Source organism: Huaxiibacter chinensis (genome assembly GCF_022171985.1).
Taxonomy (GTDB): domain Bacteria; phylum Pseudomonadota; class Gammaproteobacteria; order Enterobacterales; family Enterobacteriaceae; genus Enterobacter; species Enterobacter chinensis_A.
Map to the genome: position 1 here is coordinate 295,525 of NZ_JAJVHF010000001.1, position 18,405 is coordinate 313,929.

An 18,405-nucleotide genomic window follows, 5' to 3' on the forward strand; every position below is an offset into this window, starting at 1 on the left:
GATCCTGACAAAGCTATGCCTGAACAATATCGTTACTCTCTGCCCGGCAAAGCGGGCGACCAGCGTCAGCTGGGTGAACTAACGGGTGCAGCCTGTGCCACCCTCGTTGCGGAAATCGCTGAGCGCCACCCTGGCCCGGTGGTGCTTATCGCCCCGGATATGCAAAACGCCCTGCGTCTGCATGATGAAATTCGCCAGTTTACCGACAGCCTGGTCTTCAGCCTCGCGGACTGGGAAACGCTGCCTTACGACAGCTTCTCCCCACATCAGGAGATCATCTCCTCGCGTCTGTCGACCCTGTATCAGTTACCGTCCATGCAGCGTGGCGTGCTGATCGTCCCGGTGAATACCTTAATGCAGCGCGTCTGTCCCCACAGCTATCTGCATGGGCACGCCCTGGTGATGAAAAAAGGCCAGCGCCTGTCCCGGGATGCACTGCGCGCGCAGCTAGACAGCGCCGGTTATCGTCATGTGGATCAGGTCATGGAGCATGGTGAATATGCCACGCGTGGCGCCCTGCTGGACCTCTACCCGATGGGAAGCACCCAGCCGTACCGCCTGGATTTCTTTGATGATGAAATCGACAGCCTGCGCGTCTTTGATGCGGATACTCAGCGCACGCTGGAAGAGGTCGAGGCGATAAATTTACTGCCCGCCCATGAATTCCCGACCGATAAAACCGCCATTGAGCTGTTCCGCAGCCAGTGGCGCGACCGGTTCGATGTAAAGCGCGACGCAGAACATATCTATCAACAAGTCAGTAAAGGGACCTTGCCCGCGGGGATTGAGTACTGGCAGCCGTTGTTCTTTAGTGAGCCGCTCCCTGCCCTCTTTAGTTATTTCCCGGCTTCCACGCTGGTGGTGAACACCGGCGATGTGGAGTCCAGCGCCACCCGTTTTGAGAATGAAACCCGCGCGCGCTATGAGAACCGTGGCGTCGATCCTATGCGTCCGTTATTGCCGCCAGAACAGCTGTGGCTGCGCACCGACGAACTGTTCTCTGAACTTAAACGCTGGCCGCGCGTTCAGCTCAAAACTGAAAAGCTGGCGGACAAAGCCGCTAATACCAACCTGGCTTTCGAGAAACTGCCGGATATCGCGGTTCAGGCGCAGCAGAAGTCGCCGCTGGATAACCTGCGTCGATTCCTGGAATCCTTTAACGGCCCGGTGATTTTCTCTGTCGAAAGCGAAGGTCGTCGCGAGGCGCTGGGCGAGCTGCTTGGGCGAATCAAAATCGCGCCTAAACGTATTTTACGTCTGGATGAAGCCCGCGAGAGCGGACGTTATCTGATGATTGGCGCCGCCGAGCATGGCTTTATCGACACCCTAAACAACCGGGCGCTAATTTGTGAAAGCGATCTGCTGGGTGAACGCGTCGCCCGTCGTCGTCAGGACAGCCGTCGCACCATTAACCCTGATACCTTAATTCGCAACCTGGCAGAATTACACCCGGGTCAGCCGATCGTCCATCTGGAGCATGGCGTGGGTCGCTATGCCGGAATGACCACCCTGGAAGCGGGCGGTATTAAGGGTGAGTATCTGATGCTGACCTATGCAGGTGATGCAAAGCTCTATGTCCCGGTCTCCTCTTTGCATCTCATCAGCCGCTATGCGGGCGGCGCTGAAGAAAACGCGCCGCTGCACAAGCTTGGCGGGGATGCCTGGACGCGGGCGCGGCAGAAAGCGGCGGAAAAAGTGCGTGATGTGGCAGCAGAGCTGCTGGATATTTATGCCCAACGCGCGGCGAAATCCGGCTATGCCTTTAAGCACGATAAAGAGCAGTATCAGCTTTTCTGCGACAGCTTCCCGTTTGAAACCACGCCGGATCAGGCTCAGGCCATTAATGCCGTACTCAGCGATATGTGTCAGCCGCTGGCGATGGATCGTCTGGTGTGCGGCGACGTGGGCTTCGGTAAAACCGAAGTCGCCATGCGCGCCACCTTCCTGGCAATTGAAAATAACAAGCAGGTGGCCGTGCTGGTGCCTACCACTCTGCTCGCCCAGCAGCACTACGACAATTTCCGCGATCGCTTTGCAAACTGGCCGGTACGCATCGAAATGCTGTCACGCTTTCGCAGTGCCAAAGAACAGACGCAGATCCTCGAGCAGGCCAGCGAAGGGAAAATCGATATTCTGATTGGCACGCATAAATTGCTGCAAAGCGACGTGAAATGGAAAGATTTGGGCTTACTTATCGTCGATGAGGAGCACCGCTTTGGGGTTCGTCATAAAGAGCGTATCAAGGCCATGCGCGCCGATGTGGACATTCTGACCCTGACGGCGACGCCGATCCCGCGAACCCTCAACATGGCGATGAGCGGCATGCGCGATCTGTCTATTATTGCCACGCCGCCTGCGCGTCGCCTTGCGGTGAAAACCTTCGTACGCGAGTACGACAGCCTGGTGGTTCGCGAAGCCATCCTGCGCGAAGTGTTGCGCGGAGGCCAGGTTTACTATCTGTTCAATGATGTAGAAAACATTCAAAAAGCCGCGGATAAGCTGGCGGCGCTGGTTCCGGAGGCGCGCGTTGCGATTGGTCACGGACAGATGCGCGAGCGCGAGCTGGAGCGGGTGATGAACGATTTCCATCACCAGCGTTTTAACGTGCTGGTTTGTACCACCATCATCGAAACCGGTATCGATATTCCGACCGCCAACACCATCATCATTGAGCGCGCCGATCACTTTGGCCTGGCCCAGCTTCACCAGCTGCGTGGGCGCGTTGGGCGTTCGCATCATCAGGCCTACGCCTGGCTGATGACGCCTCATCCTAAGGCCATGACTACGGATGCGCAGAAGCGTCTGGAAGCCATAGCGTCGCTGGAGGATCTGGGTGCGGGCTTTGCCCTGGCGACGCACGATCTGGAAATTCGTGGCGCAGGGGAGCTGCTGGGAGAAGATCAAAGCGGTTCCATGGAAACCATCGGTTTCTCGTTATACATGGAGCTGCTGGAGAACGCCGTTGACGCGCTGAAAGCGGGGCGTGAGCCTTCCCTTGAAGACCTCACCAGCCAGCAAACTGAAGTCGAACTGCGCATGCCTTCCCTGTTGCCGGACGATTATATTCCGGACGTCAACACGCGTCTGTCGTTCTACAAACGCATTGCCAGCGCCAAAAAAGAGGCCGAACTGGAGGAGATCAAAGTCGAACTGATTGACCGGTTTGGGCTTTTACCGGATGCCGCGCGCACCCTTCTGGAGGTGGCTTCTCTTCGCCAGCAGGCGCAAAAGCTGGGCATTCGTAAACTTGAGAGCCATGATAAAGGCGGTACGATTGAGTTTGCTGAAAAAAATCACGTTGATCCGATGTGGCTGATTAGTCTGCTGCAAAAGCAACCCCAGCACTTCCGTCTGGATGGGCCTACGCGCCTGAAATTCACCCAGGATTTAGCGGAACGCAAAGTTCGCATGGAGTGGGTTAATCAGTTTATGCGCCAGCTTGCCGAGAACAGCATTGCCTGACGAAACGCCGGTCCCGGTGATGCATCGTACGCCGGGACCGACAATTTACAAACTCTTGCACTCCCCCTGGACTTCCCGACACATCCCTTCGCCATAATGATCCCGTAGTTCCCATATAAAAATAACCACACTCTTGATCTGGATTTAGGGTATTTATGATGACTCAGCGTTTGACTTACTGGCTAACCCTGCTGGCTCTGGTTGCGACCGTTGCCATGACCCTTCCCGCCCGCGCCAACACCTGGCCCTTGCCACCGGCGGGCAGTCGTCTGGTGGGAGAAAACCGTTTCCACGTGGTGGAAAATGATGGCGGATCGCTTGAAGCGATTGCCAAAAAATACAACGTTGGCTTCCTGGCGCTGTTGCAGGCGAACCCGGGCGTCGACCCCTATGTTCCTCGCGCGGGCAGCGTGCTGACGATCCCCCTGCAAAGCCTGCTGCCTGATGCCCCGCGGGAAGGCCTGGTCATTAACCTGGCTGAGCTTCGCCTTTACTACTATCCACCCGGTCAAAATAACGTCACGGTGTATCCTATCGGCATTGGTCAACTGGGGGGCGATACGCTGACGCCAACCATGGTAACGACCGTGTCGGACAAGCGGGCTAATCCAACCTGGACCCCAACGGCCAATATCCGCGCGCGCTATAAAGCGCAGGGAATTGAATTACCCGCGGTGGTTCCGGCAGGCCCGGATAACCCAATGGGCCATCATGCGATCCGCCTTGCCGCTTACGGTGGCGTTTATCTGCTCCACGGAACCAATGCAGATTTTGGCATTGGTATGCGGGTCAGTTCTGGCTGCATTCGCCTGCGCGACGGGGATATTGAAGCCCTCTTCCGCGAGATCGCACCGGGCACAAAGGTCAACATTATTAACACGCCGATTAAAGTGTCCGAGGAGCCGGGCGGCAAACGTCTGGTGGAGATCCATCAGCCGCTTTCTAAAAATATCGACGACGATCCGCAGACGCTGCCCATTGTCCTGACGCCAGCCATGCAAGCGTTCAAAGCGGGGGCGAATAGCCAGGTTATGGAACGTGCAATGGAAGCGCGTGCAGGTATGCCAGTAGATGTGACGCTGCCTCACGCTGTGGCTCAGCAAACCCTGTAATACGTCAACAAAAAGGCCCTGCTCGCGAGAGCAGGGCCTTTTTTATTGCAGTGGCAGAGATGAGGGTTCTGCGGTGCTTATTTGTAGATGACAGCGGTACCGTGCAGGTTATTTGGACCCGTCACAGAGGTAATACGGAATGATTTTGCGCCCATGGCATCGGCTTTTTGCGACAGTTGTTCTTCCAGTGAACCCAGATTCGTCCCCGCATTGGCGGAGATGGTGCCGGTTTTTTGCTGGTCAGCCGGGGTAGATTGCACTTCAACCGCGGCGAAGCTGGCGAAAGAAAGGGAGCTTAGTACAGCGGCAGCGATAAGAGTTTTAACGTTTTTCATGTTTTTAGACCTTCAGGCAGATGAATGTTTTGGCCGTTAATCATTTAATTAACGATCGATAGGTAAATGATAAGTGTGATCCAGGTCACTCGTCAACCCATTTTTATAACGACCATTAAATTAATTTTTAATGCCTTATTTTTCATATTCATAAGATGAATTTATTTTTCTGAAATCAACGCTGGTCGTGGATGGCAATTATTTTTATAATGGTTGTTCAACAAATCAACAGAGGTACAACGGCACATGACAACCGACATCACGAGTTGCGTAAAAAAAAGCCGTGGCCGACCAAAAGTGTTCGACAGGGAAGCGGCGCTCGATAAGGCCATGACGCTGTTCTGGCAGCACGGCTATGAAGCCACATCGCTCTCCGATCTGGTGGAAGCAACGGGTGCCAAGGCACCCACGCTGTATGCAGAATTCACTAACAAGGAAGGCCTGTTCCGTGCCGTGCTGGACAGGTATATTTCCCGCTTTGCCGCGAAGCATGAAGCCCAGCTGTTTTGTGAAGAGAAAACCGTTGAGCAGGCGTTACTGGACTATTTCACAGCAGTCGCCACCTGCTTCACCAGTAAAGATACGCCAGCCGGCTGCTTTATGATTAATACGTCGGCGACGCTTGCGGCATCGTCTAAAGAGATCGCTAAAACGGTCAAGTCACGCCATGCGATGCAGGAAGAGACCTTAACCGCATTTTTAACGCAACGACAATCCCGCGGCGAACTGCCGGCCCATTGTCATCCGCAGGAATTAGCGCAGTATCTGAACTGCATTCTTCAGGGGATGTCTATCAGCGCCCGTGAAGGGGCTGATTTTGCAAAACTGCACAGCATCACCCGCACCACGCTTCGTCTGTGGCCTGAACTGCTCAAAGACGCCTGACCGACCGGGGGCGGCCTGCCGCCCTCTCCTGCTTCAATCCTCCCGTTTTTCAGTCGATTACCCCCCTCATTCCTTGGGTTGATAATGAGACTCTTTATCGGCAATATTCGCGTTTACATTTTTTAAATGCATTCACACTGCCCCGCAGTGTGTTTCGACCTGCCTATAAAAAAAGAGCGACAGCTCAATAAGGAATGATGATGAAAAAGAGCCTCTGGGTGCTCAATCCGGTGCTGCTGGCAATCGCCCTGCCGCTTTATGCTGAACAAACTGAGGAAGAGAATTTAGTGGTCAGCGCCAACCGTAGCCATCGCACGGTGGCGGAAATGGCGCAGACCACGTGGATCATTGAAGGCCAGGAAATTGAGCAGCAGGTTCAGGGTGGGAAGGAGTTTAAAGATATTCTCGGCCAGTTAATTCCCGGCATGGACGTCAGCAGCCAGGGGCGCACTAACTATGGTATGAACATGCGCGGGCGCTCCATTGTCGTGTTAATCGACGGGGTGAGACTCAATTCGTCACGCACCGACAGCCGCCAGCTGGATGCCATCGATCCCTTTAACATTGAACATATTGAAGTCATCTCGGGTTCAACCGCGTTATATGGCGGAGGAAGTACCGGCGGGATTGTCAATATCGTGACAAAAAAAGGCCAGCCTGACCCGCAGGTTGATTTAGAGCTGGGAGGCAAAAGTGGCTTTAACAACAGTCGTGACCGTGATGAGCGCGTTGCCGCAGCCGTAAGCGGCGGTAACGACCACGCCTCAGGTCGTCTTTCAGTTGCCTATCAGCAATTTGGCGGCTGGTACGACGGAAACGGGGATGCACTCACCTTCGATAATACCCAGACCGGTCTACAGCATTCCGATCGCCTAGACGTGATGGGAACCGGTACGCTGGAGATTGACGACACGCGCCAGCTGCAGGTGGTGACGCAATATTATAAAAGCCAGGGTGATGATGACTACGGACTCTATCTGGATAAAAACATGAGCGCCGTAACGGGAAATGGCACAGCGCGAACGCAACAGGGTTTTCGCTCCGATCGCATACCGGGCACTGAACGTCATCTCATCAGCATGCAGTATTCCGATACCGATTTCCTGGGTCAGGAGCTGGTTGGACAGATCTACTACCGCGATGAGTCGCTGCGGTTCTATCCGTTCCCGACCGTCGACAAAAATAAAAAGGTCACCAGCTTTGCTGCCTCAGAACAGAATACCGATCAGTACGGTGCCAAACTGACGCTGAACAGCACCCCGCTTGATGGCTGGCAGGTCACGTGGGGGCTGGATGCCGATCATGAAACCTTTAACGCTAACCAGATGTTCTTCGACCTGAATAAATCGGTCCCGTCCGGCGGCATGAATAATCAGTCGATCTACTCCACCGGGCGTTATCCGGGCTACAGCATCACTAACGTCGCGCCATTCCTGCAAAACAGCTATGACATTAACGACGTTTTCACCCTGAGCGGCGGCGTTCGCTATCAGTGGACTGAAAACCGGGTCGATGACTTTATTGGCTATGCGCAGCAGCAGGCCATTGCCAACGGTAAAGCCGCTTCTGCTGATGCTATTCCAGGCGGGAAGACCGACTACGATAACGTTCTCTTTAACGCCGGGATCCTGGCACACCTGACCGAGCGTCAGCAGGTCTGGTTTAGTTTCTCTCAGGGTGTGGAATTGCCCGACCCGGGTAAATATTACGGCAATGGTGCCTATGCTCCAGCAGATGCACAAGGCCATCTGGCGCTGGGTAAAAGCGTCAATCCGGGTGATGCAAAGCTTGAAGGGATCAAGGTTAACTCCTGGGAGCTTGGCTGGCGTTTTACCGGCAACCACCTGCGCACGCAGATCGCGCTTTATTATTCACTGTCCGATAAATCCATTGATATCAACCGCAGCGATATGACCATCGATGTCAATCCGCAAGAACGACGCATTTATGGCGCGGAAGGCGCAGTGGATTATTTCATTCCGGACAGCGAATGGAGTCTGGGCGGGAACTTTAACGTCCTGAAATCTGAAATCAAAACGGACGGGTCCTGGGAAAAATGGGATGTCACCCAGGCCTCACCGTCGAAAGCCACAGCGTATATCGGCTGGGCGCCTGAGCCATGGTCACTACGCATTCAGACGCAGCAATCCTTCGATCTGAGCGATGCCACCGGCAACAAGCTGGACGGCTATAATACCGTTGATTTCCTGGGAAGCTATCAGCTGCCGCTTGGGAAGCTGTCATTCAGTATTGAGAACCTGCTGGACAAAGAGTACACCACCCTGTGGGGCCAGCGCGCGCCGTTGCTGTACAGCCCAACCTATGGCAACGCTGCCCTTTACGAATACAAAGGCCGTGGACGGACCTTTGGCCTTAACTATGCGTTAACCTTTTAAGCCATAAAAAAGGCTCCTCAGCCTGAGCGATGAGGAGCCAAATTATGAGAACAGCTTTTTTACGCTTTGTTATTCAAGACCAGCTGACCATTTCCATCGAGAGGAATTTGCGTGCCGGGATCTTTATCCATACGGATTTTTCCCTGCTGATCGCCAATTTTGTAGGTTACGTCGTAACCCAGCATTTTCTCTGACTTGTCATAGACCGTTTTGCAACGCTGCTGAGTCGTCGTGTAAGTATCGTTATCCTGCATAGCGCCCTGGACCTGATGACCGGCATAGCCGCCGCCCAGTGCACCGACTACGGTGGCAACATCTTTACCGCGGCCGCCGCCAAACTGATGACCAATCACCCCACCGGCTACCGCACCTAATACAGAACCTGCGATGCGGTTTTCGTCCTGCACCGGACGACGATGCGTGACGGCAACGTTACGGCATTCCTGACGAGGCGTTTTCACGCTCTCTTTAATCGGTGTCGCAGAGACGACCTGCGCATATTGTGGACCACGATCCAGTACATTGAGACTGGCTACTGCTGCCACACCTAATGCCGCCGCGACGCCAATACCGATACCCGCCAACATAGATTTATTCACGGGAGTTCCTCCTTTGTTGCTATTGGAAACAATTCTGCAATCAAGGTGTGATTTCGCCAATCAGAATAAGGATCAAAAAACCGGTTATAAGGGAGGTGACAGCGCGTTTCAGAGAACTCTTACGTTAAAGGCGCGAAAGGAGAAATGCGCCCCGCCAGGTCAGGCGGGGCTCATGATTAATGCAGCTTAAGACGTGGACGAATGACGCGGTTGATACTGCCCACCAGCATCATTAAGCCGGTTTTAAAATAACCGTGCAGCGCCACCTGATGCATACGATAGAGCGAGATATAGACGAAGCGGGCAATGCGCCCTTCTACCATCATCGAACCGCGCATCAGGTTACCCATCAGGCTGCCCACGGTGGAGAAGTTTGATAACGACACCAGAGAACCATGATCTTTATAAACATAGGCTTTCAGTGGCTTACCTTTGTTCTGCGCCAGAATATTATGCAGCGCCAGGCTGGCCATCTGATGAGCGGCCTGCGCACGCGGAGGCACGAAACCACCTTCAGGGCGCGCGCAAGAAGCACAATCGCCAATGGCGTAGATATCCGGATCGCGTGTGGTCTGCAGCGTCTGTTCAACCACCAGCTGATTAATGCGGTTCGTTTCCAGTCCGCCGATATCTTTCATGAAATCAGGTGCTTTAATCCCTGCCGCCCAAACCATCAGGTCGGCCTGGATATATTCGCCTTCTTTAGTGTGAAGACCGCCCGCATCCGCGCTCGTGACCATGGTTTGGGTCAGCACGCGCACGCCCATTTTGGTCAGTTCGTTATGGGCGGCACCGGATATACGCGGCGGTAAGGCAGGCAGAATACGCTCGCCGGCTTCAACCAACGTCACGTTTAACGCCTCGTTGGTCAACCCTTTATAACCGTAGCTATGCAGCTGTTTAACCGCATTGTGCAGTTCTGCAGAAAGCTCAACGCCCGTGGCGCCCCCGCCGACAATGGCGATGTTGACCTTGCCGTTCGCACCAAGGTTATTGGAGTACTTGAGGAACAGGTTAAGCATTTCCTGATGGAAACGGCGCGCCTGATGCGGATTATCCAGGAAAATACAGTGATCTTTAACACCCGGGGTGTTGAAATCATTGGAGGTACTGCCCAGCGCCATGACCAGCGTGTCATACGCGATTTTACGCTCTGGTACCAGCAGTTCACCTTTATCATCGCGCAGTTCGGCCAGCGTCAGCGTTTTGCTCTCGCGATTGATATCCACTACGGAACCCAACTGGAACTGGAAGTCGTGATTGCGCGCATGCGCCAGATAGCTCAGCGCATCCACACCTTCGTCCAGCGAACCGGTTGCCACTTCATGCAGTAAGGGTTTCCACAGATGGCTGTGGTTACGATCGACCAGGGTAATTTTGGCTTTTTTACCGCGTCCCAGCTTTTTGCCAAGTTGCGTCGCCAGCTCCAGGCCGCCTGCACCGCCACCCACAATCACTATCTTTTTCAATGGTGTAGTCAACGTGACCCCCTCAAATTATTAACCAATTGTTAATTAAACGTTATAAAAATAACCCTTAATTAACAACAGGTTACAGCACTGAAACCATTCAGGTGCATTGAGAATAACATGCAAGGCGCATTGGTCATACCAAAATTGATGTGAATCAAGTTTTGGTGGGTGTAATTTAACCAATTGTAGCAAAGAGAAGGCCCGGCCAGCTTTCGCTGCCGGGCCTGAGGACGAAACGACGGGAGTTAACCCAGCGTTTTGAAGGCTTTTATACGCTGAAGATGCGGTGAGATGCTTTTGAATTTGTGGGTTTGTTCTTCATCCCAGACAATTTCATAGAAGTGATGCAACACCTCAGCCGATCGCTGACTGCTCAGCGCCTCGTCATGACGTGAAAGGATAGCCAGACAGCGGTCACGGTTCTTCTCGCGGAAGTTACTCACGCATTTGGTCGCGATATCAACATACTCTTCAGGCCGGTCAATCTTGCCTTCCATATTCTCGTTGGGGAACAGGTTTGGATTAAACACGACCTGGCGGATATCGCACAAAAAACCAATACGCTCAGCCCAGTACCCACCCAGACCCACACCGCAAATGAGCGGGCGGTCATCAACATTCAGCTGCAACATTTTATCCACTTCTTTGAGCAGATGCTGCATGTCATGCTTGGGGTGTCGGGTGCTGTAACTAATCAGCCGGACATCCGGATCGATAAACTGCAGCTGCAGCACTTTTTCATGATTACCCGGACTGTTCGAATCAAAACCGTGCAAATAAATGATCATCGTATCCTCACCACGCTACGTCTTACGAGAGGGGTTATTGGCCCGCTTTATGTGCCAGCCAGCGTTCATTCAGGGCTTCAAGCTCTGTGTGGATCGCCTTCCAGCGCGCTGAATCAATCAACTCCTGACGGCCAAATGTTCCTTTATGATACAATTGTGTAACACGTTCAGCATTGATCGGCGACAGGTTATCTAACACGCTAACTGCACCTTTACGATTATTACAGACGAGGATCATATCGCAACCGGCGTCCAGCGAAGCCTGGCCCCGTTCGGCATAGCTGCCCATGATCGCCGCCCCTTCCATCGACAGATCGTCGGAGAAAATCACGCCGTTGAAACCCAGTTCTTGTCTTAAAACGGTTTTTAACCAGTGCGGTGAACCGCTGGCCGGACGCGGATCAACCTCACTGTAGATAACATGCGCGGGCATGATGGCATCCAGCTTATTGTCGGTAATCAACGAACGAAACACCGACATATCTTTAGCCCGAATGACCTCTTCCGGGCGCGGATCGCGTGGCGTTTCTTTATGTGAATCAGCCGTCACCGCGCCATGTCCAGGAAAATGTTTCCCTGTGGTTTTCATCCCTGCCGCATGCATGCCGTCAATAAAACGCGTCGCCATTGCCAGGGCGATGTGCGGATCGGCATGATAAGAACGTTCGCCAATCGCTGCGCTGATATGTCCGACATCCAGCACCGGGGCAAAACTGATATCGATATCCATCGCAATCATTTCACTGGCCATCAGCCAACCTGCGTCCTGCGCCAGCTTGCCGCCCTCTTCAGCGCCCAGGAGCGCCGCGAAAGATTGCGCAGCAGGCAGACGCGTAAAGCCCTCACGAAAACGTTGTACGCGCCCGCCTTCCTGATCGACGGCGACCACCAGACGATGATGCGACGCGTCGCGAATTTGCCGCACCAGTTCACGCAGCTGCGCGGGATCGTGATAGTTGCGGGTGAACAGAATCAGTCCGCCTACCAGCGGATGCGCAAGTATTTCACGCTCTTCTGCATCCAGTTCATACCCTTCTACATCCAACATTACCGGACCCACACCCACCTCTCTTATCCTTTAGTTTGTAACTGACGCCAGACGTCATCCGCCAGCGTAATAAATTGTTTATCGCCCGTTTGCTGATAGCGCAGCTCGAACCATCCGGCCATTAACATCAATACCCAGGGACGCCAGCGCCTGACCTGTTTTTGCAGCAATGCCTCCGGGATGCTGGCAATATCGGCATAGGCCTGCACAAGCAACCGTCTTGCCTCGTCGGTTGGCATCCAGACGGCGGCCAGTTCAAGCGCCACATCGCCATCACCGCAATATTCCCAGTCAATCAACCTTTCGCCTGCCCGGGTATGCACGATATTTCCGGCATGGACATCCATATGCAAGGGAGCCAGACGCAGAGGCCGTGGCTCGCGTTGTTGCCGCAGACGCTTAAGACATCTTAGCCACTGCACGGTGCGTCGGGCAGGTTCTGCCTGCTGCCAGTAATAGTCGAGCAGCGGCAACAGCGTGATACGCCAGCCTAAACGGGGTTGTCGGTGGAGATGATACAGCATGCCGGCAAGCGTTGGCGTTGCCGGCAGCACGCTTTTGACCTCACCGGGAAGATACTCCACCGCCATCCAGCCGTGAGCAAAGAAACAGGGTTCAGGAACCAGACTGTTCGGCAGACGCTGCAGGGCGCGAAACTGGCGACGAAAGTGAAAAGCGGGAACAGCAGCATCGTGGTGGTGCCGCAAGACCTTGCGCTGCCCCTCCCGTTCAATAATGCAACTCGCGCCGCTAAACCCGGCGTGGGTTTGCGGCGCGATAAGGCGATACCGGGGAAAATAGCGCGCAAGGATCGCCTCGCGCGTCATCTTTTTATTGCTGTGTAACGGCACCTTTACCTGACCAGATAATCTCGCCTGTCTGCACCAGCATCAGCTGCATTTGCAGCGATGGCGCATTCACATTGCCCGTGGCATTCGAATAAAGGACGTACTGCGCGCCCACGTTGCGGGCGATACCGATCGCTTTACTGCGCGTGCCGAGGCTGTCCTGCGGAGAGAGACCTAACTGCTGTTTCGCCATGGACAACTGCTGAGCGGAAACCAGCGTAAACTTGCCGTTATTCGCCAGGGCATTGCGCAGCGTTTCAGTGGCTTCGCCGGCGTTCAGCGTGCCGTTAGTCCGGTTATTGACGCTGTCTACCAGCAGAACGCTCCCTGCCGTCACGCCCTGAGCCTGCAACATTTTGCCCACCATCGGCTGCATCGCGCCATTCCAGTCATAATGACGAACGCGTGGCGCAGGCTGTGAAGTCTGGTCCGGATGTTCAATCGGGCCTGGCTGAGCCGGGATCGTAGGCACTGATGGCACGGTTGGCACCGGCTGACCAGGCGGAACAGGTTGCTCTGTACCCGGTTTGGCTTCATCGACGGGTGCAGGCTGTTGTTCAGTACGCGTAATACACCCGGACAGGAAAAGCGCAAATGCCGTCACGAGCGCGTAGCGGCTAAGATTTTTAATCAAGGTTCACCCCTCACAAATAAAGATAAAGTCTGACCTTATGTGCACCCAGATAGTTGGCGCTACCGTAAAGCGTGACCGACGAATTCGCCGGGACAGTCACGTTACGCGGCGCCTCAAGCGGATGCATCTCAAGACCTCTTACGTCATACCAGTAAAAGCGATAATGTACGGTAATAGGTTCATTTCGTTCGTTATAAAGCCGTGAGGACGCCGATGGCTGAATGTCACTGATGGTCAGTGACGGCGTTTCAGCGGTGATCCCCGCCGCCAGCACCGACGACTCCATCACCAGCGTCTGCTCATCACTCACCGGAATAGCCGGACGCGAACTGCAGCCTGCTATCAGGATAGTGAGTGCCAGAACAGCGATACGTCCTTTAAGCATATTAAAGACCTTTGTGCGCCAGCATAGGCCCCAGCGGACGGCCGCCAAGCAGATGCATATGAATATGGTAAACTTCCTGGCCGCCATGAAGATTGCAGTTCATGATCAGACGGTAACCGTCTTCTGCTATCCCCTCCTGCTGCGCAATTTTAGCGGCTACCGTCAGCATACGGCCTAATGCCCGTTCGTGCTCGGGTTTCACGTCGTTAACGGTCGGAATCAGAATATTGGGAATGATGAGGATGTGTGTCGGTGCCTGAGGCGAAATATCGCGAAAAGCCGTGACCAGCTCGTCCTGATACACGATATCCGACGGAATTTCGCGACGGATAATTTTACTGAAAATCGTTTCTTCAGCCATGACGTTTTCCTTTTTAGTTAATCTGGCGTGGCACGCCAGGCGATAACACGTTCCATGCATCGCGTTTGTGACACGACACAAGAGTATGAGCGAGATTCTCCTGACCTTTCAACCTTATCCCTCGATTTCTTTCCTTATCGTGCAATTAGTACACTCTTCACCGCTTCTCCTCCCCTTTTCGCCCTGAAACAATATTTCACTTCCCACCGAAACGTCTGTTTACAGGCTTAATCACAATGCGTATATTTCGCATTTGCATTTCCATGCGCATTACCAACATAGATAACGACTTCCGGCCGTTTAAAGGGTACGGAGGCACACCATTCACATTTCATTCAGAAAGGGTTTGATGATGTCTTTCATTATTCATACCAGGGATGGGCAACGTCAGCCTGTCGCAACACCTTCGTTGCTGGCAGCCTGTATTGCTATGGCATTGATGCCAGCCATGAGTTTTGCCGCGCCGACAAGCGAAGAGACGCTGCTTGTCGACGGATCCTCTCAGTCCGGCCAGGACAGTGAAGCACAGGATTACAACGTAAAAACCACGACCGTTGGCACGAAAATGCAGATGGTCCAGCGCGATATTCCTCAGTCAGTGACTATCGTGAGTCAGCAGCGAATGGAAGATCAACAGCTTCAGACGCTGGGCGATGTGATGGATAACACGATGGGGATCAGCAAAAGTACGGCTGATTCCGATCGCAGCAGCTATTACTCGCGTGGTTTTGAAATCGATAATTATATGATCGATGGCATCCCGACCTATTTTGAGTCGCGATGGAATTTGGGTGATGCGCTCTCGGATACCGCCCTTTACGAGCGCGTAGAGGTCGTTCGCGGCGCAAATGGTTTAATGACCGGGACAGGTAACCCGTCTGCGGCCATCAATATGGTGCGTAAGCACGCCACCAGCCGCGAGTTTAAAGGTAACCTTTCGGCCGAATACGGTAGCTGGAATAAACAACGTTACGTCATGGATATGCAAAGCCCGTTGACCGCTGATGGCAATGTGCGCGGGCGTATCGTGGCGGGTTACCAGGATAACGACTCCTGGCTGGACAATTACAACCAGAAGAAAACGTTCTTCTCAGGGATCCTTGACGCCGACCTGGGCGACACCACCTCGCTCGCCGCGGGTTATGAGTACCAGCGAATTGATGTGAACAATCAGACCTGGGGCGGCCTGCCGCGCTGGAACACGGACGGGAGCGTCAGACATTATGACCGTGCCCACAGCACGGCCCCTGACTGGGCTTACAATGATAAAGAGTTCAACAAGTTCTTCGTCACCCTGAAGCAACGCTTTGCCGAAAACTGGCAGGCCACCTTAAACGCCACCCATACTGAAGCGAAATTTGACAGCAAGGCGATGTATCTTGACGCGCTCGTCGACAAGAACACGGGAATGCTGACAGGCCCGTATGTGAATTATGGCCCGGGCTACGATTACATAGGCGGGACGGGATGGAACAGTGGCAAGCGTAAGGTTGACGCGGTCGATCTCTTTGCCGACGGCGGTTACGAGCTTTTTGATCGTCAGCACACCATGATGATCGGCGCAAGCTATAGCCGCCAGACCAACCGGTACACGAACTCGTGGTCTAACGTCTTCCCTGATGAGCTGGGCAGTTTCTATGACTATGACGGTAATTTCCCGGAAACCAACTGGGGCTCCCAGGCGCTGGCGCAGGATGACAAGACCTATATGAAGTCGCTCTACGCGGCGACCCGTATTTCCCTTGCCGACCCGCTGCATCTCATTCTTGGCGCGCGCTATACCAACTGGCGTGTCGATACCATGACTTATGGTATGGAGAAAAACCACACCACGCCTTACGCCGGGCTGGTATATGACATCAACGAGAACTGGTCTGCTTACGGCAGTTATACCTCTATTTTCCAGCCGCAAAATTACCGCGACAGCAGTGGAAAATATCTGGCGCCGATTACCGGTAATAACTATGAAGTGGGTCTGAAATCTGACTGGATGAACAGCCGTTTGACGACCACGCTCGCCCTGTTCCGTATCGAACAGGATAATCTGGGCCAGAGCACGGGCCGGATTATTCCGGGCACCAGCGATACTGCCTATGAAGGTGTCGATGGAACCGTGAGCAAAGGGGTGGAATTCGAAATCAACGGGGCGCTGACCGATAACTGGCAGATGACCTTTGGCGCGACCCGCTACGTCGCAGAAGATAGCGAGGGTAAAGCGGTGAATCCAAATCTGCCGCGGACCAGCGTTAAACTGTTCACCCGCTATCGCCTGCCGACCGTGCCTGCGTTAACGGTTGGCGGCGGGGTAACCTGGCAGAACCGGGTATATAGCGACGTTGCCACTGCTTACGGCACCTGGCGAGCCGAGCAAGGCAGTTATGCGCTCGTCGACCTTTTCACCCGTTATCAGGTCACGAAGAATTTCTCCCTGCAGGGTAACCTGAATAACCTGTTTGATAAGACGTACGACACTAACGTTCAGGGTTCACTGGTCTACGGTGAACCGCGTAACGTGAGCGTGACCGCAAGCTATCAGTTCTGATGTATCGACAATAAAAAAGGCAGCCATTCGGCTGCCTTAGTCTCCCCAGGTCACAACTTAGTGGCTGCGGATGTATTCATCCATTTCGGTTTTCAGGTTATCGGATTTCGTTCCGAAGATTGCCTGAACACCCGAACCCGCAACAACCACACCCGCTGCGCCCAATTTTTTCAGGCCAGGTTGGTCAACTTTCGCCACGTCAGCCACGCTCACACGCAGACGAGTGATACACGCGTCCAGGTTAGTGATGTTGTCTTTACCACCGAAGGCTGCAATCAGTGCCGGGGCCATTTCGCTGGTCGCGGTTGATTTGCTGTCTTCCGTTGCATCTTCACGGCCTGGTGTTTTCAGGTCCAGTGCTTTGATCAGCACGCGGAAGATGGTGTAGTAAACGATCGCATAGCAAATACCGACGATTGGGAACAGCCACAGTTTGCTGCTGTTACCCGACAGGACGATAAAGTCGATCAGACCGTGCGAGAAGGATGTCCCGTCACGCATACCCAACAGAATACAAATTGGGAACGCCAGACCCGCCAGAATCGCGTGGATAACGTACAGAATCGGCGCAACGAACATGAACGAGAACTCGATTGGCTCGGTAATACCGGTCAGGAACGAGGTCAGCGCTGCGGAGATCATGATGCCGCCCACTTTTGCACGGTTCTCTGGTTTTGCAGAGTGCCAGATAGCGATCGCAGCCGCTGGCAGACCGTACATTTTGAACAGGAAGCCACCAGACAGTTTACCTGCCGTTGGGTCGCCCGCCATGTAACGTGGAATATCACCGTGGAATACCTGACCGGCTGCGTTGGTGTATTCACCAATCTGCATCTGGAAAGGAACGTTCCAGATATGGTGCAGGCCAAATGGCACCAGGCAACGCTCAACGAAACCGTAGATACCGAACGCCACTACCGGGTTCTGATATGCGGCCCACTGAGAGAAGGTCTGGATTGCAGAGCCGATGGGTGGCCAGATGAAGGACAGCACCACGCCGGTGAAGATAGCCGCCAGACCAGAGATGATCGGGACGAAGCGCTTGCCAGCGAAGAAGCCCAGATACTCAGGCAGCTTAATACGATAGAAGCGGTTAAACATATACGCCGCAATCGCACCCGAGATGATACCGCCGAGAACACCGGTATCGGCCAGGTGTTTCGCTGCGATCTCTTCAGCCGGTAAGTGCAGGACCAGAGGCGCAACCACAGCCATGGTTTTCACCATGATGCCGTAAGCCACTACTGATGCCAGTGCAGAGACACCGTCGTTATTGGTGAAGCCCAGTGCAACACCGATAGCGAAGATCAACGGCATGTTAGCAAAAACAGAACCGCCTGCTTCGGCCATCACATGAGAGACTACGGCTGGCAGCCAGCTGAAGTTTGCAGAACCGACGCCCAGCAGGATACCTGCGATAGGCAGTACGGATACTGGCAGCATCAGCGATTTACCGACCTTTTGCAGGTTAGCAAATGCATTCTTAAACATAATTGAGAGTGCTCCTGAGTATTTGTGCTTTTTTTACGTTTTCACGC

General features: G+C 53.8%; 15 protein-coding genes. 5 read left to right on the top strand and 10 right to left on the bottom strand.

Translation table 11 applies throughout. The annotated features are described in order from the left end of the window. The first annotated feature begins 15 nt into the window (after positions 1 to 15). Together mfd and ldtC are read left to right on the top strand one after the other, a co-directional pair. Entirely contained in the window at positions 16 to 3,462 is a 3,447-nt protein-coding gene (gene mfd, locus LZP96_RS01510) for a transcription-repair coupling factor (RefSeq protein WP_064325715.1), read from the top strand. A 155-nt stretch (positions 3,463 to 3,617) separates the two neighbouring features. After that, positions 3,618 to 4,574 carry a L,D-transpeptidase LdtC gene (gene ldtC / locus LZP96_RS01515; RefSeq protein WP_258925659.1) on the top strand — a complete coding sequence of 319 codons (957 nt, stop codon included), beginning with the start codon at positions 3,618 to 3,620 and terminating at the stop codon, positions 4,572 to 4,574. Positions 4,575 to 4,651: 77 nt separating this feature from the next. Here the strand turns inward: ldtC and bhsA are convergent, their stop codons facing one another. Continuing rightward, entirely contained in the window at positions 4,652 to 4,909 is a 258-nt protein-coding gene (gene bhsA, locus LZP96_RS01520) for a multiple stress resistance protein BhsA (RefSeq protein ID WP_064325713.1), read from the bottom strand. 246 nt (positions 4,910 to 5,155) lie between these two features. Here bhsA and LZP96_RS01525 point away from each other — a divergent pair, with 246 nt between their 5' ends. Continuing rightward, on the top strand, positions 5,156 to 5,794 hold the full coding sequence (locus LZP96_RS01525) for a TetR/AcrR family transcriptional regulator (protein ID WP_064325712.1): 639 nt from the start codon (positions 5,156 to 5,158) through the stop codon (positions 5,792 to 5,794). Between the two features lie 200 nt (positions 5,795 to 5,994). Next, complete coding sequence (locus LZP96_RS01530) at positions 5,995 to 8,190, top strand: TonB-dependent siderophore receptor (protein ID WP_064325711.1); 2,196 nt, start codon at positions 5,995 to 5,997, stop codon at positions 8,188 to 8,190. Between the two features lie 59 nt (positions 8,191 to 8,249). On the opposite strand, the gene LZP96_RS01535 is transcribed toward LZP96_RS01530, so the two are convergent. From LZP96_RS01535 to hinT, 8 genes are all read right to left on the bottom strand, one after another. Then, positions 8,250 to 8,789 (bottom strand): glycine zipper 2TM domain-containing protein, encoded by a 540-nt coding sequence (locus LZP96_RS01535; protein ID WP_087892585.1) that lies wholly within the window; start codon positions 8,787 to 8,789, stop codon positions 8,250 to 8,252. Positions 8,790 to 8,965: 176 nt separating this feature from the next. Further along, positions 8,966 to 10,270, bottom strand: a complete 1,305-nt coding sequence (locus tag LZP96_RS01540; protein WP_064325709.1) for an NAD(P)/FAD-dependent oxidoreductase — start codon at positions 10,268 to 10,270, stop codon at positions 8,966 to 8,968. 236 nt (positions 10,271 to 10,506) lie between these two features. Then, a complete protein-coding gene (gene ycfP / locus LZP96_RS01545; protein ID WP_064325708.1) occupies positions 10,507 to 11,049 on the bottom strand; it encodes an alpha/beta hydrolase YcfP in 543 nt (180 codons plus the stop codon). A gap of 34 nt (positions 11,050 to 11,083) precedes the next feature. Further along, complete coding sequence (gene nagZ / locus LZP96_RS01550) at positions 11,084 to 12,109, bottom strand: beta-N-acetylhexosaminidase (RefSeq protein ID WP_064328102.1); 1,026 nt, start codon at positions 12,107 to 12,109, stop codon at positions 11,084 to 11,086. Positions 12,110 to 12,120: 11 nt separating this feature from the next. Further along, complete coding sequence (gene thiK, locus LZP96_RS01555) at positions 12,121 to 12,948, bottom strand: thiamine kinase (protein WP_064325707.1); 828 nt, start codon at positions 12,946 to 12,948, stop codon at positions 12,121 to 12,123. After that, positions 12,929 to 13,576, bottom strand: a complete 648-nt coding sequence (lpoB, locus tag LZP96_RS01560) for a penicillin-binding protein activator LpoB (protein ID WP_087892680.1) — start codon at positions 13,574 to 13,576, stop codon at positions 12,929 to 12,931. Before lpoB ends, thiK begins: the two co-directional genes overlap by 20 nt. A gap of 13 nt (positions 13,577 to 13,589) precedes the next feature. Next, entirely contained in the window at positions 13,590 to 13,964 is a 375-nt protein-coding gene (locus LZP96_RS01565; protein WP_064325705.1) for a YcfL family putative periplasmic lipoprotein, read from the bottom strand. A 1-nt stretch (position 13,965) separates the two neighbouring features. After that, positions 13,966 to 14,325, bottom strand: a complete 360-nt coding sequence (gene hinT / locus LZP96_RS01570; protein WP_064325704.1) for a purine nucleoside phosphoramidase — start codon at positions 14,323 to 14,325, stop codon at positions 13,966 to 13,968. 352 nt (positions 14,326 to 14,677) lie between these two features. Between hinT and fhuE the strand changes: the two genes are divergently transcribed. Next, complete coding sequence (fhuE, locus tag LZP96_RS01575; protein ID WP_064328101.1) at positions 14,678 to 16,867, top strand: ferric-rhodotorulic acid/ferric-coprogen receptor FhuE; 2,190 nt, start codon at positions 14,678 to 14,680, stop codon at positions 16,865 to 16,867. Between the two features lie 57 nt (positions 16,868 to 16,924). Here fhuE and ptsG read toward each other — a convergent pair whose 3' ends face one another. Beyond that, the gene (ptsG, locus tag LZP96_RS01580) at positions 16,925 to 18,358 is read right to left on the bottom strand and encodes a PTS glucose transporter subunit IIBC (RefSeq protein ID WP_064325703.1); all 1,434 of its coding nucleotides are present in this window, start codon (positions 18,356 to 18,358) and stop codon (positions 16,925 to 16,927) included. Positions 18,359 to 18,405: the final 47 nt, after the last annotated feature.